This is a genomic window from Kitasatospora sp. NPDC090308 (genome assembly GCF_044769485.1).
Taxonomy (GTDB): Bacteria; Actinomycetota; Actinomycetes; order Streptomycetales; family Streptomycetaceae; genus Kitasatospora; species Kitasatospora fiedleri.
Map to the genome: position 1 here is coordinate 1 of NZ_JBIVXY010000007.1, position 25,749 is coordinate 25,749.

General features: G+C 71.3%; 21 protein-coding genes, 1 tRNA gene and 1 pseudogene. 7 read left to right on the forward strand and 16 right to left on the reverse strand.

The window, feature by feature from the left end:
* Positions 1-94 precede the first annotated feature (94 nt).
* Both ACIQVD_RS17915 and ACIQVD_RS17920 read right to left on the reverse strand, forming a co-directional pair.
* Positions 95-325, reverse strand: coding sequence for a hypothetical protein (locus tag ACIQVD_RS17915; protein ID WP_402290096.1), 231 nt, complete (start codon positions 323-325; stop codon positions 95-97).
* A gap of 1,596 nt (positions 326-1,921) precedes the next feature.
* A complete protein-coding gene (locus ACIQVD_RS17920) occupies positions 1,922-2,677 on the reverse strand; it encodes a hypothetical protein (protein WP_402290098.1) in 756 nt (251 codons plus the stop codon).
* Between the two features lie 254 nt (positions 2,678-2,931).
* On the opposite strand from ACIQVD_RS17920, the gene ACIQVD_RS17925 reads away from it, so the two are divergent.
* Positions 2,932-4,184, forward strand: a protein-coding gene (locus tag ACIQVD_RS17925) for an IS3 family transposase (protein ID WP_402290100.1) whose coding sequence is annotated in 2 segments (ribosomal slippage) — positions 2,932-3,214 and positions 3,214-4,184 — 1,254 coding nt in all. Because the reading frame shifts where the segments join, the coding sequence is not laid out codon by codon here.
* 5 nt (positions 4,185-4,189) lie between these two features.
* On the opposite strand, the gene ACIQVD_RS17930 is transcribed toward ACIQVD_RS17925, so the two are convergent.
* Positions 4,190-4,798, reverse strand: coding sequence for a helicase associated domain-containing protein (locus ACIQVD_RS17930; RefSeq protein WP_402290103.1), 609 nt, complete (start codon positions 4,796-4,798; stop codon positions 4,190-4,192).
* Between the two features lie 108 nt (positions 4,799-4,906).
* Here ACIQVD_RS17930 and ACIQVD_RS17935 point away from each other — a divergent pair, with 108 nt between their 5' ends.
* Positions 4,907-5,341: a hypothetical protein gene (locus tag ACIQVD_RS17935; protein ID WP_402290105.1), complete on the forward strand. Its 435-nt coding sequence runs from the start codon at positions 4,907-4,909 to the stop codon at positions 5,339-5,341.
* Positions 5,342-5,498: 157 nt separating this feature from the next.
* Here ACIQVD_RS17935 and ACIQVD_RS17940 read toward each other — a convergent pair.
* The 4 genes from ACIQVD_RS17940 to ACIQVD_RS17955 all read right to left on the reverse strand — a co-directional run bounded on the left by ACIQVD_RS17940 (position 5,499) and on the right by ACIQVD_RS17955 (position 8,629).
* Positions 5,499-5,569: transfer RNA gene (locus ACIQVD_RS17940), tRNA-Cys, on the reverse strand.
* A 547-nt stretch (positions 5,570-6,116) separates the two neighbouring features.
* Positions 6,117-6,506, reverse strand: coding sequence for a hypothetical protein (locus ACIQVD_RS17945; RefSeq protein ID WP_402290637.1), 390 nt, complete (start codon positions 6,504-6,506; stop codon positions 6,117-6,119).
* 639 nt (positions 6,507-7,145) lie between these two features.
* On the reverse strand, positions 7,146-7,844 hold the full coding sequence (locus ACIQVD_RS17950) for a DUF6234 family protein (protein WP_402290108.1): 699 nt from the start codon (positions 7,842-7,844) through the stop codon (positions 7,146-7,148).
* Between the two features lie 353 nt (positions 7,845-8,197).
* A complete protein-coding gene (locus tag ACIQVD_RS17955; protein WP_402290111.1) occupies positions 8,198-8,629 on the reverse strand; it encodes a winged helix-turn-helix transcriptional regulator in 432 nt (143 codons plus the stop codon).
* 92 nt (positions 8,630-8,721) lie between these two features.
* Between ACIQVD_RS17955 and ACIQVD_RS17960 the strand changes: the two genes are divergently transcribed.
* Positions 8,722-9,822, forward strand: a complete 1,101-nt coding sequence (locus tag ACIQVD_RS17960; RefSeq protein ID WP_402290114.1) for a Gfo/Idh/MocA family protein — start codon at positions 8,722-8,724, stop codon at positions 9,820-9,822.
* A 791-nt stretch (positions 9,823-10,613) separates the two neighbouring features.
* Here the strand turns inward: ACIQVD_RS17960 and ACIQVD_RS17965 are convergent.
* The 3 genes from ACIQVD_RS17965 to ACIQVD_RS17975 form a co-directional block, all read right to left on the reverse strand.
* Complete coding sequence (locus ACIQVD_RS17965) at positions 10,614-11,888, reverse strand: hypothetical protein (RefSeq protein WP_402290117.1); 1,275 nt, start codon at positions 11,886-11,888, stop codon at positions 10,614-10,616.
* A gap of 857 nt (positions 11,889-12,745) precedes the next feature.
* Entirely contained in the window at positions 12,746-13,090 is a 345-nt protein-coding gene (locus ACIQVD_RS17970) for a hypothetical protein (protein WP_402290119.1), read from the reverse strand.
* Positions 13,091-13,096: 6 nt separating this feature from the next.
* Complete coding sequence (locus ACIQVD_RS17975; RefSeq protein ID WP_402290122.1) at positions 13,097-13,261, reverse strand: hypothetical protein; 165 nt, start codon at positions 13,259-13,261, stop codon at positions 13,097-13,099.
* Positions 13,262-13,623: 362 nt separating this feature from the next.
* Here ACIQVD_RS17975 and ACIQVD_RS17980 point away from each other — a divergent pair, with 362 nt between their 5' ends.
* Positions 13,624-14,595, forward strand: a complete 972-nt coding sequence (locus ACIQVD_RS17980; RefSeq protein ID WP_402290124.1) for a LuxR C-terminal-related transcriptional regulator — start codon at positions 13,624-13,626, stop codon at positions 14,593-14,595.
* 360 nt (positions 14,596-14,955) lie between these two features.
* On the opposite strand, the gene ACIQVD_RS17985 is transcribed toward ACIQVD_RS17980, so the two are convergent.
* Positions 14,956-16,026, reverse strand: coding sequence for a hypothetical protein (locus ACIQVD_RS17985; RefSeq protein WP_402290126.1), 1,071 nt, complete (start codon positions 16,024-16,026; stop codon positions 14,956-14,958).
* Between the two features lie 600 nt (positions 16,027-16,626).
* On the opposite strand from ACIQVD_RS17985, the gene ACIQVD_RS17990 reads away from it, so the two are divergent.
* From ACIQVD_RS17990 to ACIQVD_RS18000, 3 genes are all read left to right on the forward strand, one after another.
* Positions 16,627-17,139, forward strand: a complete 513-nt coding sequence (locus ACIQVD_RS17990; RefSeq protein WP_402290128.1) for a hypothetical protein — start codon at positions 16,627-16,629, stop codon at positions 17,137-17,139.
* 342 nt (positions 17,140-17,481) lie between these two features.
* Positions 17,482-17,814 carry a hypothetical protein gene (locus tag ACIQVD_RS17995; RefSeq protein ID WP_402290131.1) on the forward strand — a complete coding sequence of 111 codons (333 nt, stop codon included), beginning with the start codon at positions 17,482-17,484 and terminating at the stop codon, positions 17,812-17,814.
* Positions 17,811-20,171: a caspase domain-containing protein gene (locus ACIQVD_RS18000; protein WP_402290134.1), complete on the forward strand. Its 2,361-nt coding sequence runs from the start codon at positions 17,811-17,813 to the stop codon at positions 20,169-20,171. The genes ACIQVD_RS17995 and ACIQVD_RS18000 overlap by 4 nt, the downstream gene beginning before the upstream one ends.
* A gap of 691 nt (positions 20,172-20,862) precedes the next feature.
* Here the strand turns inward: ACIQVD_RS18000 and ACIQVD_RS18005 are convergent.
* The 5 genes and pseudogenes from ACIQVD_RS18005 to ACIQVD_RS18025 all read right to left on the reverse strand — a co-directional run bounded on the left by ACIQVD_RS18005 (position 20,863) and on the right by ACIQVD_RS18025 (position 25,692).
* Positions 20,863-21,234, reverse strand: a complete 372-nt coding sequence (locus ACIQVD_RS18005) for an STAS domain-containing protein (protein ID WP_402290639.1) — start codon at positions 21,232-21,234, stop codon at positions 20,863-20,865.
* A gap of 1,716 nt (positions 21,235-22,950) precedes the next feature.
* The gene (locus tag ACIQVD_RS18010) at positions 22,951-23,415 is read right to left on the reverse strand and encodes a hypothetical protein (protein ID WP_402290137.1); all 465 of its coding nucleotides are present in this window, start codon (positions 23,413-23,415) and stop codon (positions 22,951-22,953) included.
* A 362-nt stretch (positions 23,416-23,777) separates the two neighbouring features.
* Entirely contained in the window at positions 23,778-24,065 is a 288-nt protein-coding gene (locus ACIQVD_RS18015) for a hypothetical protein (RefSeq protein WP_402290140.1), read from the reverse strand.
* Between the two features lie 273 nt (positions 24,066-24,338).
* Positions 24,339-24,846: pseudogene (locus ACIQVD_RS18020) on the reverse strand (DUF2199 domain-containing protein).
* 78 nt (positions 24,847-24,924) lie between these two features.
* Entirely contained in the window at positions 24,925-25,692 is a 768-nt protein-coding gene (locus ACIQVD_RS18025; protein WP_402290142.1) for a transposase, read from the reverse strand.
* Between the last annotated feature and the right edge of the window lie 57 nt (positions 25,693-25,749).

The following is a 25,749-nucleotide window of genomic DNA, read 5'->3' on the forward strand; positions in this document are numbered from 1 at the left end:
CCATCGCCGGACTGGTCTCCGACCGCACCGCCACCGCCTGAACAAGGCCCCAGATCAGGCCAGCACATCTCCGCCGCAATCACGCACCAACTCGTTAGTCGCCGCCGCTGTTCCCTCCGTCGCCGGTGTTTCCCTTGATGCCGCCCATGCCTCGCAGAGCCTTCCGAGAACGCTTCTTCTCGTTCTCACGCACCATCTCACCCACGGCCCGAGTCACTGACGCCGCGCCCTGCACCCAGCGCGGCCCACCCCGGTCGGCCCAGACCACGCAAGCAACACCCACAACGGTGAGCACCAGCACGGCAACCAGCAGTGCAGTGAACATGGCATCTCTCGTCTCTCCAGAAGCGTGCACCACGCCGGGCAAGGCGATCATGACAGGCCCCGGAGCCGTCCAGGAAGAGCGAGAGTCCAAGCGAACGGACACAGGCCGGGGCCAACTTTCACCGTTCCCCGGTGGGGCCGCTTGCAGCCGTCACCCCTGGGCCAGAAAACACCGTCCTAGACAGGTGGGCGTGCGGGGGGGGGTGGAGCTTGGCGGCCCGGCAGCGGAGCTGGTGCGGGGTTGGGCCTACGGCAGGCCCGGGACGGCAGGCGGGGCCGGGACGGTGGCCCACGGCCCCCAGGCCGGGGTACGGCGGGCACAGCCGGGACCGGTCGGGACCGGGCGGCACCGGGCCAGGTGGTGGCGCGGCACCGGTGCCCGGGACGGTGGGAGCCGGAAGGGAGGCCTGCGGCCCCCTGGCGGCGACAGCACACCCCAGTGGGCGCCCTCACGGGGGCGCGCCCCGGAACCACCTCCTGGAGCCGGCCCCCCTCCGGGGAGCAGCAGCACACCGGGACCGCGAGGCAGCGGGCAGGACGGGGCGGCGGGCAGTGGCGGGACGGCGGGCGGTGAATCGGGCCGCCCCGAAGAACGCCCGCAAGGGAAACCGGCCAGGGTCGCGGGCGGGAAAGCAGACGTGATTTCGGCACTCGATCCGGAGACAGGTGGGACAGCCTCCGAAAAGCGAACACGACCCGATCGGCAGTGAAACACGACAGGAAATCAGGCGAATTATCGGAGCCGTCCCGGATGACCACTTGGCCGGGAAACCCAGGAATTCGGGACAGCGAAATCCGGGTGGGTTCCGGAAACCACCGGAGCCGGTCCAGCGGGCGGAATGACCGACACCGGAAGGAGTGCTATCCGCCGCTGCCCCGTGCTGCGAAACCCAGGACCACCGGAGAACACCGCAGAACACCGCACGCGGGCGCAGCACCACCCGGCCCGGCGGCAAGTCAACGAAATCCAGGAGCGGCGCGGACAGTGGAATCCGGGACCGGTCCCCAAAACCCCCACAACGCCGCACAGCACGGGGCCGGACAGGAGAAGACCCAGCAGGGCGGAACGCCGGGCAGGACGCCGGGCAGGACGGACGGCGGGACGGGGCGCAGCCGGGTACCACCACCGCCTGGTCCCCCAGCTCTTCCACCGCCTGGTCCTCCACCTCCTGCTCCTGGTTTTCCCGGTCGAGCGGGCGGCCTACGGCCGCGCGGGGGTGCCGGCCAGGCGGCCGCACCGGCGGGTAGCCGGGGCCGGGGCCTGACAGCCCCGCAGCGGGCCGGTACGGGCCGGTACGGGCCGGTGGCGTGCGGCACCGACCCGGGACGGCAGGCGTGCCGTGGCGGCAGGCGGTGGGCGACGGTGGGCGGTGAGCGGCGGTGGTGGCCCCGGGGACGGCGGCCAGGAGCAGCTGCCCGACACCGCACCCGGCACACCGTCAACGCGGCGGCCGCGGCCCGGGCGGGATGGCCGGCGGCCCGCCGGGCCGGGGAGCAGATGTCCTCTGACAGCCGACCTTGACCGATTGCCAAGTGACTTTGACCGCTCGGCCTCGGTGTTCTTCCTGAACCTCTGCCGATTTTCCGGCTCAGGACGCTAACGGAGCGCGTTCGCCAGCGACTGGATCAGGATGCAGGTGAACCCGACGCCCCAGTCGTCACGGTCGTCGCAGCGCAACCCCCGGTCGCTGAAGGCATCCAGCAGGTCCTCCAGCGGGACGACGGTGCCCTCGGCGGCGGGCTCCGCGACGTGCAGCACCTCGATCGCTCCCTCGCGGACGAGCCGGACCAGTGGCGCGAGCTCCAACGCCACGTACGCTCGCAGTTCCTCGCCCTCCAGCCCGGACGGCAGATCGCCGAGGATCCCAAACGGTCCGGTCAACCAGCCGCTCGCTTCCATCGCACACGCCCAGACCCGCTGCTCGTCCTCCGTCAGGTCCACCTGATGGGCGGTGGGCTGGGCCTCCGGAGCATACGCCCGGGACTCCCAGCGGCGGCGCCCCTCATCGGTCGCCCGCAGGGAAAGGGCAGGCAACCCGGACCACTCGTCCCACGGCCACACCCACGTCTGCGGGTCGGCGACCAGTTGCTCCAGTTCCGTGCCCGTCACCTCCGGGCTGTCCTCCTGGACGAACCTGGTATCGAGGGCCCGGCGCACCGTCAACCACCCGCCCGCGACCAACCGGAGCACCGCCTCCGCCAGCTCCGGCACCCGCTGCGGCTGCTCCTCCGGCGAGGCCGCCCAGCGCAGCACGGCCGTGACGTGCCGCTCGCTGCCGCGCGGGGAATGGTCGGCGACAGCACGCCGGACCAGCACCTGCTCGGTGACAGTCAGTCCATCCCAACTCTCCATGGCAGGCGATTCTGGCATACTTACCCGCTCCGACCTGCAGGGTTTTCGCCCGCGGACCCGGATCCGGCAGAACCGCTGCCAGCACGGCATCGCCGTATGCTCGCGCACCAATGTCCGTTGCTTCCTCACCAGTCAAGATCAGGTGGCAGACACCTGCTGATGGTCAAGACCGAATGGCAAACGGTCAAGGTCTCCTGTCAGAGGTGAACCGTTCCGGGTTCGGTAGGGACTCGATCATTTGAGAGGATCGAGTCATGGCACGTCCTTGCCAGTACCCGCTTGAGCTGCGCCGTCGTGCGGTGCGCATGGTCGCCGAGGTGCGGCCCGACTACGACACCGAGTGGGCCGCGATGAAGGCGGTCGCCGAGAAACTCGGCATCGGCACGACCGAGACACTGCGCAAGTGGGTCCGCCAGGACGAGATCGACGCCGGATCCCTGCCCGGGACGACGACGGAGGAGTCGGCCGAACTGAAGCGACTGAAGAAGGAGAACGCCAAGCTGAAGCGGGCCAACGAGATCCTGAAGGCCGCAGCGAGTTTCTTCGCGGCCGATCTCGACCGGCCACACCTGCGCTCGTAGCGTTCATCGACGAGCACCGGGACCGCTTCGGCGGAGTCGAGCCGATCTGCCGTGTTCTGATCGAGCACTCGTGCAAGATCGCCCCGTCCACCTACTACGCCCACCACAAACGCTGGCAGGCGCCCTCGACCCGCACCGTCCGAGACACCGAGCTGAAGATCATGATTCAGGAGGCATACGACGCCAACTACCGTGTCTACGGCGCGAGGAAGATCTGGCGGCACCTGAACCGCCAGGGCCACGCCGTGGCCCGCTGCACCGTCGAGCGTCTCATGCGCGAGCTGGGGATCACCGGCACCGTCCGCGGCAAGAAGGTGATCACCACGGTCCCTGACCCCACTGCGCCACGGGCACCGGACCTGCTTGACCGGGACTTCGTCGCCGCGGCCCCCAACCGGTGCTGGGTCGCCGACTTCACCCATGTCGCCGCGTTCTCGGGCGTCGTCTACGTCGCCTTCGTCGTGGACATCTTCTCCCGCCGGATCGTCGGCTGGTCCGCCTCGACCACGAAACAGACCCGGCTCGTCCTGGACGCCCTGGACATGGGACTGTGGCAACGGGACCGCGACCAACATCCGCCCCTGCCCGGTGAGTTGATCCATCATTCGGACGCCGGCTCGCAATACACGTCCTTCACGCTCGCCGAGCACCTGGACGCCGCCGGCATCGCAGCCTCGATCGGATCCGTCGGCGACGCCTACGACAACGCCCTGATGGAACCCGCCATCGGACTGTACAAGACCGAGGTGATCAAGCCCCAGCGGCCCTGGAAGACCCTCTCCCACGTCGAGCTCGCCACAGCCGAGTGGACCGACTGGTACAACCACCGGCGACTTCACGGTGAGATCGGCCACGTCCCGCCCGTTGAGTACGAGGCCAACTACTACCTGGCGACCACGAAACCCCTGGTCACAGCCACAACCTGAGATCTCTACCGAACCCGGGGCGGTTCAGCCCAGGCGCAGGCGTGGGCGTAGCCGCGCTCCCACGAGCGGGCGTGCTTGTCCCAGACCATGCCGAGCTGGTCGAGTTCGTGGACGCGGACCGGGGAAAGGATGCCGGCGCCGCGCAGGTAGCGCTGGCGGTCCAGCCACGAGATCAGCGCGCCGTCCCGGGCCCTGTCGGCGGGGTCGAGGTGGCGGTACCCGCTGTGGAAGGCGACGGCCGTCTCGAACATGCGCTGCCACTCCGAAGCGCGCGGGTTGAACGCCCGCAGCTTCACCGTCTGCAGGATCCGGGCGGCGTGGCGGCGGGCGTTGATCCGCAGCCACTCCACCGGCGATTCCAGGTCCGGCTGCCCGTCGTCGGCGGCCTCGCCTGACTCCTCACCGGCCTCGGAGGTGGTGAGGTACTGGTCCTTCTCCCCGGCCCGCTTGGTGCGCAGCTCGGTGATCCGGCCGACGACCTGGGCGTCGTGGGCGGCCAAGGCGCGCAGGACGCGCCAGATGGTGCGGAACGAGGACGCCTCGATCTTCTCGTCGGCCTCCGTCTTCACCGCGCCGCTGGCGTCGGTGATCCCGGCCGAACCGGCGGCCTGCATGGAGGCGGCATGGCGAACGGTGGCGGACCCCGACGTCCAGGAGCTCAGTACCCGCACTTCGGCTCTATGGCACGATGCCATCCTCAACTGCGGGTGCGGGGAGCGGAAGTGAAAAATTCGTTTACGGATGAGAAGCGGCGGGCGGGGCTCACATGGGCGGGGGCGGCCGGCTGGCTGGCGCTTGCCATGGTGGGCACACTCCTGTGGAAAGGAACCGGGGCGTTCGCTTGCGGCTCGGTTCCAGGCCTCTTCCTGGGAGTCTTCCTCGAACGCGAACGCGCGCGAGCGGCGCTGTCGGTGGCAGCCGGGGCGGGAGTCATGGCGCTTTTCCTGCTCGCCGCCTTGACGGACCCGCATCGAGCACTCGCCGCCTTGATCCCGGTCCTGGCATTCATAAGCACGATGTTGTACACGCTGCCACTACTGCTCGGAGCGGGCGCGGGAACGCTGCTCAGAGCCCAGGCGGCAAGACGATCAGAACTCGACCAAGGCGGCGCGGTCTCCGCCCAAGTACGCCAGGAGTACCGGCACCCCCTCAGCTGACCCGCCGGCCACCCCGCCCGACCGACCGTTGGGTTCATCCTGACGGGCGGGCGGCGAGCGTCACAGCCGCGTGACCCCGGGACCGGTCACGGCGGAGCGCCTGCCCATGCAGACGCGGCGGTGGCGGGCCGCACAGCCCGCGGCCCGCCACCGGTCGAGGTGGAGAGAGGATTCGCACCCCTGTGTACGGTCTTGCGGGCCGCCGCCTCGTCACTCGGCCACTCCACCGGGCCATCAACCACACCGCAGGCCCACAACCACCCCACCGACAGCACGACACCCGGCCCACACACCGACTTCACCCACCCGGCCCCTCCGGGCAGGAAACCGACCACCCACCAGCAAGAAGAGGCCGACGGCAAGACCCCGTGCACGCGGACGCCGTACGGGACTGAGGAGAGGGGAAACCATGGGCAGCAGGGTCCGGCTCGATCCGTAGGACCCAGCCTGGATCGAGACCTGCCAGTACATCGACGAGGACGCCCACGGGGTGCTGGTGCGCCAGCTCGCCCCCGCCATCCGGCACCCCGGCACCCGGCACCCGGCACCCGGCACCCGGCACCCGATGGTGGGCCGCACCCAGCAGTTGGATCGAGGTCCTCGAAATCGAAGTCGACCCACTACTGGTCGACTACACCCCCGGCACCCGACACACCCCAAGACGGCCAGCAGGCCTGACTCAGACAGCCACCTCCAGGGCGCCTCGAGACGGTACGGAGTCGGGCCAGGGGGCCAGGGTTGCGATGCGGGCGAGGCGGAGGCCGGGGGCATCGGGTCAGAGGTCGCCCAGGAGCCGGACCGCGGTGCTGAGGAAGAACAGCCGGCCCGAGGCGGCGGCGGGCCGGAAGTCGAAGACGCTGGTGAACGGGCCAGTGACCAGCAGCAGACGGCGGCGGTCGCGCACGCGGCGGCGCCACTCACGGGTGGCGGCCACCTCGCCCTCGAACCAGAGCGCCCCGCCGGTGCGGCAAACAACCAGGTGGTGGCCCTCGAGGTCGGCGCACCAGCCGGGGTGCGCATCGGCGCTCCGGCTCAGGGCGCTGTCGCGGTCGGCCCAGCCGTCCGCAGCGAGCACCGGCCGCCCGGGGTCGGAGGGGACGACCAGAACGGGGCTCTGGTCGGGCATCAGCTCGGGCCAGGGCCGCCCGTGCAGGCCGCCGAACATCTCCACGCCGTTCCTCTCCCCCACCCGCCCGGAACACGGTTGACACCAGGCAGTCAACATCACCGGGCAGGAACCCTTCGACGCCGACGAACGAACGGATGGGGAAACCCCGCAAACAGGCGGACCGCCCCGTCGGAGAAGAGGACAGCACAGCGGCACCCGGGCCGCAGACACCATCGCCCCACGAGCCGCCGGTCGAACGGGACCGGACGAGCCGAGCAGGACGAGCAGGCCGGACAGGCAGGCGGGCAGGCGGGCAGGCCGGAGCGGACCACCGGGCCAGTGGACGACCAGGCGCCGACTCCCGACCCGGTCGTCCACCCCCGCCCGCCAGCCCAGGGCGGCCCCCACCGCCACGCGCGGACCACCCATAGCCCCCACCACCCACCACACCGGGCCAGCGGCCGGGTGAACAGGCGGGCGAACCGCCGGGCGGACCGGACGGTGGGCCGCCGGGCCGGTGAACGGACCGGCAGGCGGGCGGGGACGGCGAGGCGGGGCGGGCGGACCGGGCGGCCGGGACGGGACGGCGACCGGGCAGGCGATAGGGGGGCCGGTACCGTGGCGGCACAGTTGGCCGGTGGACAGCACGACCCGCAGCGGCGGCAGCGGCTCGGGCGCAACGGCCGGGCGCCGGGCTCACAAGCAGGTGCCGCTGCCGCTGTAGCAGGGCGAGTACCCGGGCTCCGGGGTCGGGCCGGGCACTGGATGAGTGCGGTCGTAGCTGTGCTGGGACAAGGCAAGCACCACCGCCAAGCCCGCGGCGGCCAGGACTTGGAGTACCGCCGTCCACCGCGCGCGGGCGATGAGCGCGAGAGCCGCGAGGACCAGGGCGGTGACGAGCAGGCGCCATGTCCAGGCGATCTCCCGCAGGAGCGCCGCGTCCTCCACGGCGCTGTCACGCGCCTCCCACACACCCACGCCGTAGATGAAGGTGTTCCAGGCGAAGCCGATCGCCTCGACGACGAACAGCGCGAAGCCGACACACAGGTCCGGCACCAGAGCCGTCCGGCTCGACCACGGCCGCCTGCGCGGGCGAGCAGGCACGTGCGGCGCATCCGTCATGGCAGCACCATGGCAGACACGCCGACGAAGGGCATGAGTACGCGTACTCAGCCACCGCACCGGGCCCGTGGGCCCCGCCGCCGCCGTCTCCCCGGCCAGCGCCGGGTCGTTGTCCCGCGTCCTGGTCCGGAACAGCTCGCGGTAGCCGGCGAACTTCGCCGCCACCCACGCCGAGGACATCGTGGAACGGTCCACCTCCACCATCAACACCGACACCCCGACCTCCGGAGCCTCCAGCACCGCATCCGGACGCACCCTGCGCCGACCACCCAAGGCGACAAGCAGACGGTAGGACTGGTGGCGAAGGTGAAGTCCTCGGGCCGGATGGTGCCGTAGGTGCCTTGGTTGAAGTGCTCGGCGAGGGCCAGGCGGATCACCTCGCGTACCTCGCTCTCATCCTCGGCGCGGACCAGGGCGCCGAGCCGGTCGCTGCTAAGGTTGAGGTGGATGTCCCGGGCCCGGACCGCGTCGGAGCCCTGGCTCTCGAACGTCATCGTCCTGCCCACCCAGGCAGGACGTGGCAGGACGCTACCTGTCACCCGAAACCGCAATCCACCACCGACCGGCATGACAGCCAGGGCGTATCTTTCGGATCGCGCCGGGCAGTCGCCGCAATGTGCAGGACCCTACGTCGCGTCTCGCCCGGCGGCGGCGAGTGCGACGTCGTAGTCGAGGCGGGCCCGGTCGATCGCCTCGACGTGCCGCTCGGCCCAGCCGGCCAGTTCGACCAGGGAGGCGTACAGCTCGCGCGCCATCGGAGTCGCCGTGTACTCGACCTTCGGCGGCACCGTCGGGTAGACGGTCCGGGACAGCAGGCCATCGCGCTCCAGCTTGCGCAGGGTGAGAGTCAGCATCCGGCGGCTAATGCCCCTGACCTGGCGCTCCAACTCGGTGAAGCGGGCCGGGCCCTGGGTGGTCACCAGCAGGATGGCGATGCTCCACTTCCCGCTGACCCTGCCGAGGACGTCGAGCACCGAGCAGGCTGCCTGGGCGGAAGGAGTTTCGCACTCCCTCAATGCGCTGACCTCGATGGTCACACCGGTGTTCCTCTGGGACATGAAAGTGCCTCCTTCCGCATTCGGGGCATGATCGCAGACCATGATCCCGGCAACAAGACGGGTCGTACGAACGCGGAGCAAGGGGTTCCACCATGGCGGACAGGATTCGGGTCGGGGTTGTCGGGGCGCACGCCGAACGCGGCTGGGGACGTGCGATCCACCTGCCCGCCCTAGCGGCCTCCAAGGACGACTACGAGATCGTCGCGGTCGCCGGCACGAGCCAGCAGTCGGCCGACGCGGCAGCCGGTGTCTGGGGCGCCCGGCACGCCTTCGCCGACGCCCGGACGCTGATGGAGCACCCCGAGGTCGACCTGGTCACCATCGCTGTCCAACTGCCCCAGCGGGAAGGCCTGGTGGACGCGGCGATCGCGGCCGGCAAGCACGTGTACAGCGAGTGGCCGCTGGCCCTGGACGCAGGGACCGCCGAGCGGCTCCGGGCCGGTGCGGAGGCGGCCGGGGTGCAGGCCGCGGTCGGCCTGCAGTCCCGGCACCACCCGATGGTCCGCCACCTGCGCGACCTGGTCGCCAAGGGCACGGTCGGCGAGGTTCTCTCCAGCTCGCTCAGCTACTCGATCGCCTCATCCGAGGTCTGGTCGCAGCGGTACGCGGCGCTGTTCGACGCCACCAAGGGCGTCAACCACCTCGCGGTCGTCGGCGGCCACTCGCTCGACATGTACGGCTCGATCGTGGGCGGCTTCGCCGAACTCTCCGCGACCCTGACGACCCGGATCGGCGCCATCACCCTCCAGGAGACCGGCGAGCCGCTCACGGTCACCTCGCCGGACCAGATCGTGGTGTCGGGCCTGCTGGATTCCGGCGCCGCCGCCTCCGTCCACTTGATGACGGGCGGCCCGCGCGGCGACGGCTTCCGTATCGAGGTGCACGGCCGGGCCGGCCGGCTTGTACTGCACTCCACCGACGACTCGCTGGTGGGCCCGGAGTTCGTCCTCACCCTCGCCAAGGCGAACGGTGCTCCCGCCGAGACGCTAGTGCTTCCGTCGCGCTACCTCCCGGCCCTCGCCGCCGCCCCTGCCCCGGCGTGCAACGTCCACCGTGTCTACGCCGACCTCGCCCACGCCATACGCACCGGCGAGCCCTTCGACCCCTCCTTCGCCACCGCGGTCCGTACCCACCGCCTGCTGGACGCGATCAAGGACTCCGCCGCCACGGGCGAGCGCCGGCGCCTGGGCTGATTCCCGCGCGGGCGAGGGATCTCCCGTGCGGCAACAGGGCGGGTGCTCTCGTGCCGAACCGCACTCGGCCGGGCCAGGCGAAGGGGAGAAACCGTGCTGACCCGCTACTTCCACGACGAGGGCAACGAACTGCGCGAAGCGGACCTCAAGCGGGACCTCAACTGCCCGGCAGACCTGGAGGCCAGTAGGCTCACTGTCGGCCGGATCGGCAGCATCGCCGCCTTCGCGACCACGAGATGCCGCCCCGCCACATCCAATGGCCGGCAGCGTCCAACTCAGGCAGCCGCTTCAGAGTGCTTCGAGACGGCACGGAACTGGGGAGGTCGCTGCAGTCCTCGAAGGGCCAGGTGACCGGTTCCACGGTGAGCCCGGCAGCCTCCCAACGGCCGCTCCGCCGTTCGACCTCAAGGACAGCCTCGTCAAGATCAACAACTCGCTCCATGCACTGATCATGCCGGAAGAGCGGTTCACTGCGCTGGGATGGCCCGGAACCGCAGGCCATCCCACCCGGCCGTTCGAAGCCGAACGTTAAACGGCAAGCTAAGTGGCTGTCCTGGATGGGGCGTTCCGGTATGCGGACCGGCCTGTTGAGCTGGCCTTGTGCCGCTTGGGCCGTAGGAAGGCGAGCATTGACGGCCTCGGCGTCGGCAAGGGCGGCGAGGGCGGCGGGGGCGTCTTCGACACGGTCGAAGTGGGCGCTGTAGGTGAGGCCGGTGTCGGGGTGGGTGAGACGGCCCAGCCCTGGTCGCGCTGCTGCTCGGCCAGGTGCTGGGCTGCCGGGTGTGGCGGGGTCAGGACCAGGTGCCGCCGTTGCCGAACTTGAAGACGTAGTCGGCGGTGGACGTGTAGGCGTTGGAGAGGGCGAAGGTCGCGGTGCCGGGCCGGTAGACGCCGAAGGTGGTGCGGCCCTTGGCACTCCAGTCGCCGACGACGGGCAGGTCGCCCTTCTCGCCGTAGGTGGCGGTGGTCACGGTGCCGTCGTCGTGGCGCAGGGCGAAGGTGTTGGCGTCGCCCGGGTTGGTGCCGGCGCGGAAGACGCCCATCTGGGTGTGGCCCACGCCGTCCCAGTCGCCGACGATCGGGGTGTCGCCCGGGTTGCCCAGAGGAGCGCTGGTGGTAGTGCCGTCGTCGTGGCGGACGGTGAACGTCGCGGTGCTGGGCCGGTAGACCGCCATCTGGGCGTGGCCGTTGTGGTCCCACATCCCCGGCACCGGCACGTCCCCGGCGTTGCCGAACACCAGCGAGTTCGAGCTCGCGTCGTCGTGCCGCAGCACGAACTCGCGGGTGCTGGGCCGGTAGACACCGAGCTGGTCGTGCCCCAACCCGTCCCAGTCCCCCGTGATCGGCACGTCGCCGGCCTTACCGAACCCCGCGACCACGTCCGCGCTGCCCGCCGAGTTCGAGTTCCGCAGCGCCCACACACCGTCCCGGAACACGCCGATCGTCGACGCCGACCCGCCCCACTTCCCCGACACCGGCACATCACCGCTGTACACCGGAGCGGACGGGTCGTCGACGATGTTGTTGTAGCGGTAGGGGAGGAAGCCGCCGCTGGTCATATCGGAGCGGGTCATGACGCGGGAGCGGGCGGTGGAGTCGGAGTTGGGTTCCTCGTAGATGGTGGCGGAGGTGTGGCCCGAGTCGTTCCAGCCAACGAACAGCACCATGTGGGTGTTGATGTTGTTGAGGGTGTCGCCGGGCTTGAGGCTGTCCAGGCCGGCGAGCCGGGTGGAGTAGTTGACGGCGGAGTTGGTGGTGAAGCCGCTGTTGGTGCCGGAGGTGTTGATGTGCCAGGCCATGGAGACGAAGCCGGAGCAGTCCTGCCGGTACAGGGTGCCGCTGCCGTCGGTGTGATAGCTGACCTGGGAGTACGGGACGGCTTGGTCCACCCAGGACTTGGCGCGGGCCAGGACCTCGGAGCGGGTGATCTGGCCGCCGACCGAGGACGCGGCCTGGGCGGTGGCCGCGGTGGCTACCGTGAGCGCCGTGGTGGCGACGGCGCCGGAGGCGGCGATCGCGGCGGCCAGGGCGACGCCAACGAGCTTGGAGCTGCAGGAGGAAGGCATGGCGGAGTTCTCCTCGGAACGGTTCGGGTGGCGATGTGGCGTGCCGGGCACGCGAGAAGGCTCGGTGGTGCTGGTGGACGGCTGTCCTGCAGGAACAGCGGTCAGGGCACCCGGGCGGGCGTTGTGGGATGGCGGCGGTCCAGCAGACGCTGGTGGGCGGCGGGCAGGTGACGCAGGGGGCTGTAGGGCCGCGAGACGGCCGAGGGCCCGGGCGCCTGTATGCCGGTGGCCGGCGCAGCACGTGGGCCGCGGCGGTTGCGCACCGGGGCGGGGTGTCGCCGGGGAGATCGGTTCAGGGCGAGAGCGGGTGTCTGTCGGTGTCTCGGAGGTAGCGCCGGCGCAGCGGTGGCGAGGCATGCGGGGCGCGGGTGAGCAGTTAGCGCAGGACGGCCTGCGGGTCGGTGCGCGGGAGTTCGGGGCGGCGCGGTAGATCAGCAGGTCGATCCGGTCTGTCTCGCAGCGGACGGTGATGTGCCGGAGGGCGTCGGCTGGCCGGGCGTGCGCCACAGGGGCGCCGGCACCTCGTCCGCCTTGCTGGCTGGGGTGTGTGGGGTGGTGTCTTTGCGGTGCAGTGAGGCGTAGACGACGTCCATCCGCGGTCAGCCGCCCCAGCCCAGGCTGTCGGTGGTTGACGGTGGCGGGCGGGGCGGGGGTGTCGGCGGACGGCTGCCCTGCAGGAACAGCCGGAGCGTGAACACCGGGCGCTGCGTGGTCGGCAGCCGGGGTCGGCACGGGCCGGTGAGGCGGGGTTCAAGCGGGCAGCGGGTGTCCGTCGGAAGGACGGTGGTACGGCGGCGCCGGGAAGAACGGTGTGCGGGCCCCTGGAATGCGGCCGCGGGGTGGTGTGGAACGGGAGGTCAGCACGCAGTGGGCGGGGTCGGCGGCTGGTAGCGCCGTTGCAGCATCGGCGATGCCCGGTGGCTGCGGGTGATCAGGCTGTGTGCGACGGCCAGCGAGTCCTTCGCTGTGGCCTCGGCCGGGGCTGCGGGGTGCCCGGTGGCGGGTGCGGCGTCGGTGGTGGGGCGGGTCAGCAGGTAGAGCAGTAGATCGACCCGTTCCGACTCGCAGCGGACGGTGATGTGTTGGACGGCGTCGGTGGGCCGGGCGTGCGCCCACAGGACCGCCTGGATCTCTTCCGCTTCCCCGTCTCGGGGCCGGCCGGCGGTGTCCTTGCGGTGCAGCGAGGCGTAGACGACGTCCACCCGCGGTCAGCCGCCCCAGCCCAGGCTGTCGGTGGTGACGGTGGCGGGCGGGGCGGGGGTGGTGGGGACCGCGGCCGTGTCGGTGGCGGAGGCGGTGACCGGGGTCAGGAGCAGGGCGCCGAGCGAGACGGCGAGGACCGCGGCGGTCTTGGCGATGCGGGTGCTGGTCATGGTGGTCTTCCTTCGGACGTGACGGGGGATCAGGTGGCCGGTCCGGTGGAGGAGTCCCGCGGTCGACCCTCTTCCGGTCGCCGCCCGGTTGTCGTTCTCCCTGGCGGCGAGCTCTACTTTCGCCGCTCCGGAACCCCGCCGGAAGGGGTTCCGGATGTCGCCAACCGGACTGTCCGACACCAGACACGACGCCATGTCCACATCATGAATTGAGGTCGGGCACTCTTTGGGCATAGGCCTGCGGATGCCCCATAAGGTACAGAATCGATCTTGTGATCGAACGGGCCGGTCTGCCAGGATGCGTGACGCTTCGTATGCCACCGCACACGACATCACCCGCGAACCACCACATGAGGGGGACCATGCTGGAGGCTCTGGGACTCACGGCCACGGCCGGCCGGGTCTACCGGGCACTGCTCGACCGACCCGCCGACGGCATCGCCGAGATCGCCGCCCACTGCGAAATCGGCGAGAACGAGGTGCACGGCTGCCTGGACGAACTCGGCAACCTCATGCTGGTGCGCGCCTCCGCCGAACACCCCGGCCGGATGCGCGCCGTCGATCCGTCGGTCGGCCTCGCCGACCTGCTGGCCTGCCAGGAAGCCGAACTCGCCGAACGCCAGGCCACCCTGGCCGCCTCCCGCGCCGCCGTCACCCGCATGGTCGCCGACCGCGCCGAGCACCGCGCCGGGCACGGAGAGCGGCTGCTCGGCATGGACGCCATCTTGCACCGCCTGGAACGCATGGGCCGCGACACCACCCGCGAAGTCATCAGCATCCAACCCGGCAACCAGCGCCCCGAGGACCTCGACGCCTCCCGGCCCAACGACGCCGCGGCGCTCGCCCGCGGCATCGCCATCCGCACCCTCTACCAGGACTCCACCCGCCACCAGCCCCACACCGTCACCTACGCCCACTGGCTGCACAGCCACGGCGGCGAAGTGCGTACCTCCCCCACCGTCCCCCAGCGCATCGTCATCGTCGACCGCCGCGAAGCCCTCGTCCCCATCGACCCCGGAGACAACCGCAAAGGCGCCCTGCACGTCACCGAACCCGGCCTCCTGCACTCCCTGACCGACCTGTTCGACCAGGCCTGGAACACCGCCGTCCCCTTCGGCTCCCCCGCTCCCGAGGACCCCGCCACCGGCCTCACCGCCACCGAACGCGAACTCCTGCGCCTGCTCGGCACCGGCCTCACCGACGACGCCGCAGGCCAGCGCCTCGGATTCTCCTCCCGCACCGCCGGCCGCCACATGGCCTCCATCATGGAACGCCTGGGCGCCACCAGCCGCTTCGAAGCCGGCATCAAAGCCGCCCAACAAGGCTGGCTCTGACACCCGTGAACCACGGCGGCGCCCCCGAGCCCAGGGCGGCGCTGGAGGAGATCGATCCGTGGCGGTGCCCGCGCCGGCCGATCACTTGACAGCACTCGTATGCGATGGCGCGGCAGCGGTGGCTGGAGTCGGATGGCCAGGTCGACTGGGCCGGCTTGGACGTGGAGACCGACTTCGGGGGCGAGCAGCTCGGGCGATTGGTGCGGGCGCAGCGGGCGGGCTTCGCCGAGCTCGACCAGGAGCAGCAGCACCTGGTACTGGCACTCGGCATCAAGGATGGGCGGGGAGCTGGCGGCGGCGCGGGCGGCGGCCGCAGCGAAGCCCAAGGTGTCGCGCACCGACCGGTTCGCCGCAGCGCGCTCAGCGCGCCTTGCGCTGCAAGACCCATACGTAGTGCCACTTGTCCTGTCGGCCACGACTACGGTCCGCGTACGCCTGGATGGTGGGCCACAGGCCGGCCAGGCCGCTCGCGGCGGTTCCCGTGGTGGCGAGAGCGCCCGCGAGCGCGTCGGGGCGCACCGCGGCCAGGAGCGCGCTGGTGGAGGTCACTACGGCTCCGGCGCGGGTGAGTGCCTGAGTGCGGGAGGCGGTGCTCAAGCTCGTGCGGGCCGTCTCGATCTCTCCGCGAATGGCCAGGGCGAGGCGTTCGAGCTGCACCTGGGAGTCCTCGGCTTCCAGGGCGCTGTCGAGTTCCAGCAGGCGGGCTCGCATGAAGTCGCGGAACAGGCGGTAGGAGTCGAACTCCTCGCGCGTCACCTTGGCGAAGTCGGCCAGGCTCAGGCCGTCCAGGAACGGCAGGTCGATCTCCAGCACCGGCCGCACCACCCGGCTCGCCAGCGGCTTCGCCGAGGACAGGTCCACCGCGCGACCGTGCTCGACCAGGTAGTCGGCCACCTCCACCGGCCCGATCGGCAACTGCTCCGAACGGAAATGGAGCAGGGCCCGGCCCGTGACGTACTGCGGGCAGAACCAGGCCAGGCCGGTGCGCAGCAGGGGTTCGGCGTCCAGCAGCCAGCGGCCGAGCGCGGCCAGGTCCTCGGAGACGACCCCGTACCGCTCCCGCGCGGCCCGGACCATGGCCGGGGCATTGCCGGGCGCGTGCGGGAACGCGGAACGCAAGCCCAGATCGTGGGCGGCTCCGCGGTGCTCGGTCAGCAGCATGGTGTCGGTGACCAGCGTGACCCGCTTGGTGACCTGGGTGAAGTCCGCGGCGCCGGCGGACAGACCGACGTAGTAGGGCGAGCGGCTGTCCTGCTTGCCGGCCAGCAGCCGGCTGCGGTGCCACGCCAGGTCGGTGGCGTAGCACCTGGCCACCTCCCGCGGATCGGCCCGCTGCTCCCTGGTCAGCTTGTCGAAGAACGCGCTCATCAGCGCCGCCACGACCTGGTCCTGCGGCCCCCGCCGCCCGCGCGCCCACGTGAGCGCCAGCATGCCCCAGGGGCAGCGGCCACGTCCATGCCCCGCAGGGCTCATGACAGGCCTTCACAGCCCCTTCCCGGCATCCTCGGCGGCCGGGCCGGGCCTGGGTGGACTACCCGAGCAGCCCGACCCGGCCGACCAGTCCACCCCGCTATCCCGCACCAGGCCAGCCCTGCCCAGGAGAGCGGACCAATCCCCCGACCCGAACCGGAGACCCGCCCACCACGCCCACAGCCCGAACCAGGCACCAGACGCCGGTCAGACCCGGCGCGCACCAGCAGCGGCGCAGACCGGGAGACAGCCGGTACGGCGTGCGTGTCACATGCGGGGCGGACATCGGCCGCGTATACGGTCCTTCCTGTCGGACCGCGCACCGCACGGGCCGGCGGGATGAGCCAGCCCAGACAGCGGACTCTCCCTCCCGGTGCCGACGCCCCCGCTCCCTTCGCGGTGAACGACGGGCGCCGGCACCGCACCCCGCACACTGCCCCGGCCCCGCCCACACAAGCCGGGGCGGCCCGCACGCACCAGAGCGAACGGGCCGGCGGACCGCAGCCCCGACGGACCGGACGGACGGCGTGACCGGCCGGGCCGGACAGGAGTTGGGAAGGCATGGGCTCTCTCCCCGCCCCCGGCCCGGTCAGTCTCGCCCCACACTCCGACGAGGAACAGCGCCAGGCCCTGCGCCTCGACCACCAGGACACCCCGTACGAGCCGGATGAGCGGGAGCGGCACGCGCTCCAGCGGGCCGCCGAGACCGGGCGGCAGGCCGCGTGCTGGGTGCGCACCCCGGCCGGAAGGCAGACCGAACAGGCCCACGCCCGGGCCCTCACGAGCGCCGCCGAGGCGATCGTGCCCGGCGGGGACGGGGAGGCCCTGGACGGGCCGCACCGCTCCCGGCTGCTGGCACCGTCGGTGATCGGCCCGGCCTACGACTACGACCGCGGCGAGGGGAAAGGCCGGCAGACCCTGCCCGAGCTGACCGCCGCCGAGAAGGTCACGGTGGTGGCGGTGCGCGCGCTGGCCGCCGCCATGCCCGACACCGTCCTCGGCTACTACCCACCCGAACTCGACACCCTCGCCCACACACTGACAGCCGCCATCCGCGCAGGGCAAAGCACCTGACCGGCCGACAGCTGGGCGGGCACGGCCCCAGGCAGCACCGCCCGCGCCAGAGGGACACAGGGCGGGCGGTGCGGTTCAGCCCTGCCCGCCACCGGTCAGGCCGTGGTACCCGATCGCGGCAGCGGCACAGCACCACCAGCGCGTGCTCGAAAGACTCGCGGTCACCGGGCCGGCCGCACCGGCTCAGGGCGGTGCGCGGTTCGTGCAAGGCGGCCAACTGGGGTGCGGCTGCGGCCTGGTGGTCGGGCCGAGTGCGCATCCCCGCCCTGGCGGACCGGGTCACCCCTGCGGCATCATTTCGAACACGGAAGGGGAGTCCGGATCCCGGGGGGAACGGTGGGAGTGTTCGTCCGCTCGAAGAGCATAGAGGACCTGGCGTCGCTGCTGGACTGGCTGACCGAGCAGCCGGAGTTCCGCGGGCGGTGCGAGGTGGTGCGCGGCCGTCCCGGCCCGGGTGAGATGGGGGCGGGCGCGGAGGCCCTGCACATCTTGCTCGACGGCACCGGACCGGCGCTGGTGACCGGGCTCTGGGGCTGGCTGGCGGGGCGTCGGCGTAGCCGCACGACCATCGAAGTCACCACGGCTGACCACCGGCGGGTGACGGTCAGCTCCGACGATCCCGACGAGGCGAGGCGCCAGCTCCGTGCGCTGCTCGAGGAGACCGGGCCGCGATGAATGCGGGAGGTCGGCCGCGCAGCGCGGCCGTCATCATCGGGACCGCCTCCTACCAGCAGGCCGCCCTCGCCGACCTGCCCTCGGTGCGGGCGAACGTGCGGGCCCTGCACGCGATGCTGACCGGTGGCCACGGCGCCGCGCTGCGCGCCGAAGAAGTCGTCGTGGTCGAGGACCCGGCCGACTCGCGCTCGATGCTGAGGTCCATCGAGGAGGGCGCCGGCACCGCCGAGGACCTGCTCCTGGTGTACTACGCCGGGCATGGACTGCGGCCTTCGGACGGGAGACTGGACGATCTCTACCTCACAGTGTCCAGCTCGCAGGAGGACTACCCTGAGGTCACGGCGCTGCCATTTGAGCTCCTACGGCGGGCGTTGTACAACAGCCGCGCGCGCAAGCGCGTCCTGATCCTGGACTGCTGCTTCAGCGGACTGGCCGTGCGGACCCGGATGGGCGCGCCGTCACCGGACCTGGACATCGAGGGTACGTACGTGATGGCCTCGGCCCACGCGGACCAGGCCGCCCTGGCACCGCCGGGGGCCACCTACACCGCCTTCACCGGAACGCTGCTGTCCGTCCTCGGGGAAGGGATCCCGGGCGCCGGCGACCCGCTGACCCTGGGCGAGGTGTTCCCCGAGGTCAGGAGACGGCTGACCGCGGCCAGACGGCCGCCACCGCGCCAGCTCAATACCGAGATGGGCAACGCCATCGCCCTGACCGTCAACCGCGCGGCCCCGCCGTCCTCGGCATCACCCTCCCCGACGCCAACACCGCGGGACGGCGACAAAGAGACCGGAGCCGGCGAGGACAAATTCGTCCAGCGCGGGTCCGTACTGGCCCTGTGGCGGACCTGGACGCTGCTCTGCACCGGCTTCGCCTTCGGCGTCCCCGCCTACGTGCAGGCCGCCCGGGTCGCGCACCCGTCCCCGCTGCTGACGTTCCAAGTCACCTTTGCATACGGCTTCCTGGCGTTGGTGGCCGTGCTGCGCCACAAGATCGAGGTGTACGTCGGCCCCGACGGCGTGCGGATCGGCAGCGCGACGCTCACTGTCGCCGCGTACGCGTGGACATCGGTGGCGCAGGTCCAGATCCGCACCCGCCGGCCCGGCGGCCGCAGGCGCGATCTGTGGCTGACCCTCGAACCCGGCGCGCACGGCCCGGGACGCAATCCGCTCCGCCGCTACAACCGGCGGGCCGGAGACGGCCACCAGGTACGGCTCACCCCGCTGTTCGGATTCAGCGGGTCGGTGATCGCCCAGCTCGACTCCGCGCTGCGGACGGCGGCGGGCAACCGCTGGCTCCCGCCCGCGGGCCGACCGGTGGCCGGCAGACGGCCCGCCCACTACACCCGCCCCGCCGCACCCATCGCCGTCCTCGGGATCGCGGGACTGCTCGTGCTGCCCCTCGGGCTCGTCGGCTGCCTGGTGGCGGCCGGGACGTGGGGCGCGCTGCCCCCGGCCCTGCTGCTGTCCCTCGGCAGTGCCCTCCCGGTGACCAGCCTCGTCAAGAAGGTCGTCCCCGCCGACCTGCGCATCGACGCGACCGGCCTGCGCGTGGGCGCCGGCCGCAGGGCCGACGCACGGTTCTGGCCCTGGAGCTGTGTCCGATCCGTCGGGTGCGAGCGATCCCACGACTGGGAGAACCGCCCCGGCCACCTGGTGATCCGCACCACGGAGTCGTCCGACAACCCGCCTGCGCTCCGACTGCCACTGCGCCGCCTCCGGGGCCCGGCCGACCGGATCGACGAAGCCCTCGAGCGCTTCGCCGGGCACCGCTGGAGCCCGGACCTCCACTGCGACGACGGCGTGCTGCGGGACGACGCCGAGGCGCTGGTGCTGCAAGGGAGGTACAACGGCGCCCGGACCATCGCCGTTCTGGCCGGCATCGACCTGCTCGTCCTCACCGCCGGCCGGTGGCTCAGCGGCCTCGGCGGCCTCGCGCACGGGGCAGCTGCCGTTTTCCTCGCGCTGTGCGTGCTGCAGGCCGAGGTGACGATCGGCTTCCTCCTCCTTCAGGGGCCGTGCCTGGACCGGTTCACCCTGCGGATGGACACCGACGGCATCACGGTCACCGGCCGCGGCCGACGAAGGCCCGCCATCGGCTGGGCCCTCGTGCGCAGCGTCCAGGTGGGCAAGGGCCGTGTCGTCCTGTGGCCCTCGAGGGAAGGCGCGCTCAGCAGTGCGTTCCAGCGGATGGCGGGCCTCGGCGGCGGCTTCATCCTGTGCCGCTTCACCCGGGACGGAGAGTACGTCGACGTCCACCCCAGGCGGCTGGAGCGGGCGGTGGCTCGCTTCGCCGGCCACCGCACCACCCTGGTGGGCCCGTCCGGCCGGATGCCGTGGGCTGACCAGGACGAGTGACCCGCGCCGGGAACGGCGGCCAAGGCGGCCAGAGGCCGGCACGGCGGGCCGCCCCCGGCCACGGAAAGCAGCCCCGGCCACCACCGCCCCGGACGGCGCCCGATGCGGCCCAGGGCCGGGGCGCCGGACACCCGCACGGCCCCGGCAGCGGCCGGGGCACGCACCGCCGAAGCAACCGACCACCCAAGGCCGGCGGGATGACGGTGGGGACGGCCTGGTGAGCCGCCCCCGTGGTGAGCTATCGGTCGCCTGCGCAGTGGTGGTCGGCCTCGACGTACTCGCCGTCGGTGAAGTCACTCTCCATCAACCAGTCGCAGGCCGGGCAGGCCGGACCGGGCCGGGCGTGCCGACGCCGCCCCTGCTGCGTCGGCCCCGGCCGCGTGCTCGAAGCGCGGCCGGTCACCGCAGGGACGGCGTCGGCGCGGAACCCGGATCTGGAGGATCGGATGCGCCCACAGGACTGGGCGAGGGTTCCGCACCGCCCGTATGACCCGTGCCCGGCAGTGCATGCACCCCGACCGGGCACCACTCCCATGCCGCCGGCCGGGGCGCAGCACCGGAACGCGTCGATGACCTCGCAGCGCTCCGGACAGCGACCCTAACCGTCAGCGGTGGCGGGCCCGCGGGCGGGCCCGGGCGGGGGCTGTTCCGGTACTGCTGTCGCAATGGGCCGGGCGGCGGGCGGTGCGGTTCAGCCCTGCCCGGTGCCGGTCAGGCCGTGGTGCTCGATGGCGGCGGCGACGCTCTCGGCGATCACGAACACTTGGCCTATTCCGGTGAGGTCGAACAGGCGCCTCACCTGAGGACGCGGGGCCGCCAGCACGATGGGCACGCCGGGCTTGTCGTGCCGGGCCCTGAACAGCTCGTCCAGGGCGCTGGAGTCGCAGAAGTCCAGGCCGGAGAGGTCGAGCACCAGCAGGGACGGGTCCTCTTCGAGCGCGGCGGCCAGAGCCCGGCGCAACTGGTCGCGGCTGTCGTAGTCCATCTCGCCGGCCAGGCCCAGGACACGGACCGAGCCGGGAGCGGGCACAGCGGTGACGCGCAGGGGATGGCGGGGTTCCATGGCTGACACGCGGACAGCCTGCCACAGCGGCGGGCCCAGGTAGTGGGCCCAGGTAGTGGGCCCAGGTAGTGGGCGGTGTCCCGGCGGTGCTGCCGCGATGGGCCGCGGACGGGGGCCGAGGGGGGTTGATGCAGGCCGCAGGGCGCGGCAGCGGCCCCTGTCGCGCCCTCTCCAACGAGGGCGCAACAAGGGCCCGCGACAGCCCGGACGGACCAGTCACGAAGTGAGCTGCCGGCCCGCCAAGCGACCCGGGCCCCGCCCGGTCACCGCCCGGCCACCGGCCCGGCCGCCCGGTCGAGGAGAAAGAAGAACAGCCCAGCGCAGCGCCCCCCGAACCCCGAGTGCCGCCGCCCACCACCCTTCCCTTCCTCCTTCGTCGGCCGGGTCGGGGGCTCCCAGGGGTAAGCCGGCACCGGCCGGGCCGAACTAACCGGGCCTGACTGCGAAAACAGGCCGGGCGCGGCGGGACGGGGGTGCTCGGAAACGAAACCAGAGACGAAACCAGGTACGAAACCAGAGACGAAACCGGATACGAAACCGCCCCCGGGGCCGGCCGACGGGTGCAACGAGCCCGCGGGCGCGGGTGCCCGGCGGCCTGGCCGACGTCGCGCCCCGGCCCGGCCGGGCCGCCGGGGAAGGCTCGCGCAGCGCCCGTCCGTCCCGTCCGGCACCACCGCCCACCCACCACCACAGCAGGAAGAGGGGCCGGGACAGGGATGTCGGAATTTCCGGGAGCCTTGGACGGGCCTGTGAGCTGCACGTTCGCCGGTCCTGCGTCGGACTCGGGGGACCGGCGTCAGGACCCAGGCCAGGCCCCAGGCCGGGACCTGGGTCGGGACCTGCGCCGCTGCCCCGACCGAACCGGCCCCGGCACCCGATGAGCCGGCCGGGCCGCTGGAAAACCGGCTCCGGTCGGCGCGCTCGACGGCCAGGCCGCCACCGGCAGGCCGGGGCCGGCCGGGTCGGCAGCCAGCGGCCCGGGGCAGCGCCGCCCGCCCCGAGGCCCGCGCAGCGACCGGGGACGGCCCTCATGGCCGCCGTGCCGGCCCGCCCGGCCGGGCGGCAGGCGGACAACTCCCCCGGCGCGGAGCGCGGCACCAGGATGACCGACCCCGCGCTTCGCCTGGTGCCCGCCGCCCGCTGCGCCGCCGAACTCCGCCCCGGGAACTTCACCCGGGCCCGGAGGTGCCCAGGGAGAAGTTGTCGGCACGGCCCGGCGATGGACAAACAGCCCCTGAGCTGCACGGACACCCTGCCAGGCGGCAGGGCTGAGACAACCTCAGACGCAACCCCAGGAGCAACCCCAGGAGCAACCTCAGAGGCAACCAGCCCGGCCGGGCCCGCGACCCCGTGCCCGGCGGCCCGCCCGGCGCCGTCGGCCAGCCGCAGGCGCCCAGAAACAGCCCGCGCAGCGCCGCCGATCCCGTCCGACGCCACCACCACCCACCACCACAGCAGGAAGAGGGGCCAGGGACAGGGATGTCAGACCGCGGGGCGGCCTTCACCAACCCCTCGACCTGGGCAGGGACCCGACTCGGCGACCGGAGAGGGGAAGCGCCACCGGAACCGCCATCGAAAGCGCCATCGGAACCGCCGTCGGAAGCGTCATCGGAAGCGGCGCAGCTGACCTGTCTCACCGAACTTTGACGCCGTCTCAGCGAAGTTTGACCGCGGCCTGCAGTATCACAACGGTGGTTCGTTGGAGTAGGCGCGGGGTCAGAAGAAGAGCCTTCCAGCGAGGAGGGCCACCATGGCCAGGACCGGAATGAACTCTGCGGCCCCGAAGGTGTACGTCGTTGCGATCCTCGCCTCGGGGTTGCGCCCGACCGCGCCAGCCCGTTGACGTATCTCCTCCCGCACCGTCTGCGTGCGCCTCCGCCCAAAGGGCGAAGGGTCGAACGCCCTTACCTGGAGGGCGGATCGGGAGCGCACTTCGAGGACGATCGCCAGGTTTCCCTCGACGCCCTCGATCATCCCGTAGGGGACCTCGTGCAGGGCGTAGCTGTTGTTCACCCGAAGGGCCTTGTCGCCGAACTCGACGTAGGGCACCAGCCAGAGCCGCCACAGCACGTATCCCCCGAACAGGGGCACGGCCGAGAACATCAGCTTGTTCTCCCAGATCGCCCCCTCGACCTGCACCAAGAGTTCGGCGCCCAGGAGGAAGGCGAATGCGATCGCCACCCCCGCCACTCTTCCCGGCCGTCTGATCCTCATCGGCAACTGCCCTCCGCTTACCCGCTCCGACACACTGGAGCATGACCCACCTGCGACCCGGCGGACAGCTCTCGTGACCATGTTGGTGCCGGACGCGAACAGCCTTGTCGCAAAGGTCCGCCGGACAGTGCCGGAGGGCAGGCAACCAGGACCGCGTACACGACGTGGTCGGTCAAACTTCGCCGAGACAACCAGCCCACCGTCAAACTTCGCTGAGACTCGTCAAATTTCGATGAGACGGGTCAGCAGGTGACCTTCGACAGGTGACCTTGACCGATTGTCAGGTGACTTTGACCGGCCGGTCGCCCTCGGGTGGTCGGGGCCAGACGTCAGAACGAACGAGCGATGTCCTTGAACAGGCGCAGGACTTTGCGCCAGCGGGAGGCGCTGGCGCGCCAGTGCTTCTCTGCTTCCACACTGGTGCGGGTAAGGACCAGCTTCCTGTCGGTCGTACAGACTGGATCGATGCGGCGGGTGTTGCCCATCAGCGAGTTGAGGTGGAACTCGCCGATCCCCAGGCAGGAAGCGGCCTCCTCGCGAGTCATCCACTCACCGCCCGGCGGGAGTTCGCGGTAGGCAAAGGGCACCTTCGGGAGGTCGTCTATCCAGGTCTTCACCCAGGGATTATCCCTGCCCGTGCACCAGAAGTCGGCGCCCTGCTGGCACAGCTCTCACACCGGTCAAGATCAGGTGGCAGAAACCCGGCATCGGTCAAGGTCGCTTGGCAAACGGTCAAGGTCACCCGTCAAAGGTCAGCAGGCGGGTGACCCGTCTCAAGTTAGTTTGACGCGTCTCAACGAAGTTTGACCGCTGGTGCCCCTTCGACCGGCAAGCGGGCCGGTGTCCCGCAACGGCGTTGTCGGCGAGGTCCGGCTGGAACTCGCCGACGGTCAGGCCGAGTACAGCACGGTCATGGCGATCTCACGCACGCGGTCTCGCGTGATCCCGGCATGCTGCTCCACAGCGAGCGGGTGGCCAGTGGGCTCCAACTCGATGAAGGGGCGCTTGCCCACCGGTCGCGTGTGGGCGTTGGTCTTCAGGTTGATGGTGCTGGGCGAGTAGAGCGCGAGCTCGGTACTGAGCCAGCCGAAGTACGGCTCCTCTGCCTCCCGTCCCTCCGTGTTCCACACTTCAAGCGCGCGCGAAGTTGTCCCTGCTCAAAGAGACCCAGACACCCCAGGAGAAGACGTCACCGCTGCCGATCACCGGTATCTCGATCAAGCCCCTGACGAAGAAGTGCTGGCCCTTGATGATGCACTGGTCAGGCGACAGCATGCTGTCCGCATCAGTCTTGAAGCCGGGGTCCCAGACGTCGGGTGCCATGGTTGAGTAGCCCATGGGAACCTCTGCGTGATACTCACCGCAGCTGGAGCATGTGAAGCCGAGATCGTCAGACATGGCGCGAGCCTAAGGGCTGTCCCGTAATTGATCTCCGATGGACCGCGGCAAGCTGGTCCGTCTCTGGGCGGGCGTCTCCTATGCGGCCTGGATGAGGTTGTGGAGGCGGGCGATGCCGAGCATGGCGTGGTGGACGCCATCGCCCTTGAGGCGGCAGTCGCGAAGGATCTTCCAGGTCTTCATCCGGGCGAAGACGTGCTCGACGCGGGCGCGGACCTGCTTGTGCTCCCGGTTGTGTTCGGTCTGCCACTCGGTAAGCTCGCCGCCGTGTGGCCTGCGGTGCGGGATCACGAGTCCCGTGCCCGGATAGCCGCCGTCGGCGATGGTCGTCGTCCTGCCGACGGCGGCCTTCGCCCCGGACTCCTCCCATGCCTTGCAGTCGTTGCGGTTGCCTGGCAGGGGCTTGCCGACAGCGACGACGAGCCGGGTGTGGGCATCGACGACGACCTGGTGGTTGGTGGAGTACCGGTAGTTCTTCGACTGCTCGGCGATCGTGTGGTCGCGGGTGGGGACCAGGGTGCCGTCGACGATCAGCACGGTGCCCTCGCGGAACCGGCGCCGGGGTTTGAGTGCGAGCAGGGGCCCGACGTGGTCGATGATCCTGCCGGCCGCCGACTTGGACACCCCGAACAATGGCGCGAGCTGCCTCAGTGTCAGGTTCGTACGCCAGTAGGCGGCGACCAGCAGGACCCGGTCCTCCAACGGCAGGCTCCACGGGCGGCCCCGGCGCACCGTGTCGACGCCCTCGCGGCGGAGCATCGTGACCAGCTTCCGAAAGTCGCGCGGGCCCAGCTCGGTGAACGGGCCTATCCATGACGGCTCCGACGCCGTGATCACACCAGCCACGCGATGATCATCTCAGTTGCGGCCTTCCCCGCCGGTGGCCGATCCTGTGTGTTCGAC

Coding starts and splice junctions, on each gene's coding strand:
- ACIQVD_RS17975 (WP_402290122.1), bottom strand. CDS start 13,261: ATGACCAGCACCCGCATCGCCAAGACCGCCGCGGTCCTCGCCGTCTCG.
- ACIQVD_RS17980 (WP_402290124.1), top strand. CDS start 13,624: ATGCTGGAGGCTCTGGGACTCACGGCCACGGCCGGCCGGGTCTACCGG.
- ACIQVD_RS17930 (WP_402290103.1), bottom strand. CDS start 4,798: ATGCAGGCCGCCGGTTCGGCCGGGATCACCGACGCCAGCGGCGCGGTG.
- ACIQVD_RS18005 (WP_402290639.1), bottom strand. CDS start 21,234: ATGGAACCCCGCCATCCCCTGCGCGTCACCGCTGTGCCCGCTCCCGGC.
- ACIQVD_RS17915 (WP_402290096.1), bottom strand. CDS start 325: ATGTTCACTGCACTGCTGGTTGCCGTGCTGGTGCTCACCGTTGTGGGT.
- ACIQVD_RS17965 (WP_402290117.1), bottom strand. CDS start 11,888: ATGCCTTCCTCCTGCAGCTCCAAGCTCGTTGGCGTCGCCCTGGCCGCC.
- ACIQVD_RS17990 (WP_402290128.1), top strand. CDS start 16,627: ATGGGCTCTCTCCCCGCCCCCGGCCCGGTCAGTCTCGCCCCACACTCC.
- ACIQVD_RS18000 (WP_402290134.1), top strand. CDS start 17,811: ATGAATGCGGGAGGTCGGCCGCGCAGCGCGGCCGTCATCATCGGGACC.
- ACIQVD_RS17960 (WP_402290114.1), top strand. CDS start 8,722: ATGGCGGACAGGATTCGGGTCGGGGTTGTCGGGGCGCACGCCGAACGC.
- ACIQVD_RS17985 (WP_402290126.1), bottom strand. CDS start 16,026: ATGCTGGCGCTCACGTGGGCGCGCGGGCGGCGGGGGCCGCAGGACCAG.
- ACIQVD_RS17920 (WP_402290098.1), bottom strand. CDS start 2,677: ATGGAGAGTTGGGATGGACTGACTGTCACCGAGCAGGTGCTGGTCCGG.
- ACIQVD_RS17955 (WP_402290111.1), bottom strand. CDS start 8,629: ATGTCCCAGAGGAACACCGGTGTGACCATCGAGGTCAGCGCATTGAGG.
- ACIQVD_RS17945 (WP_402290637.1), bottom strand. CDS start 6,506: ATGTTCGGCGGCCTGCACGGGCGGCCCTGGCCCGAGCTGATGCCCGAC.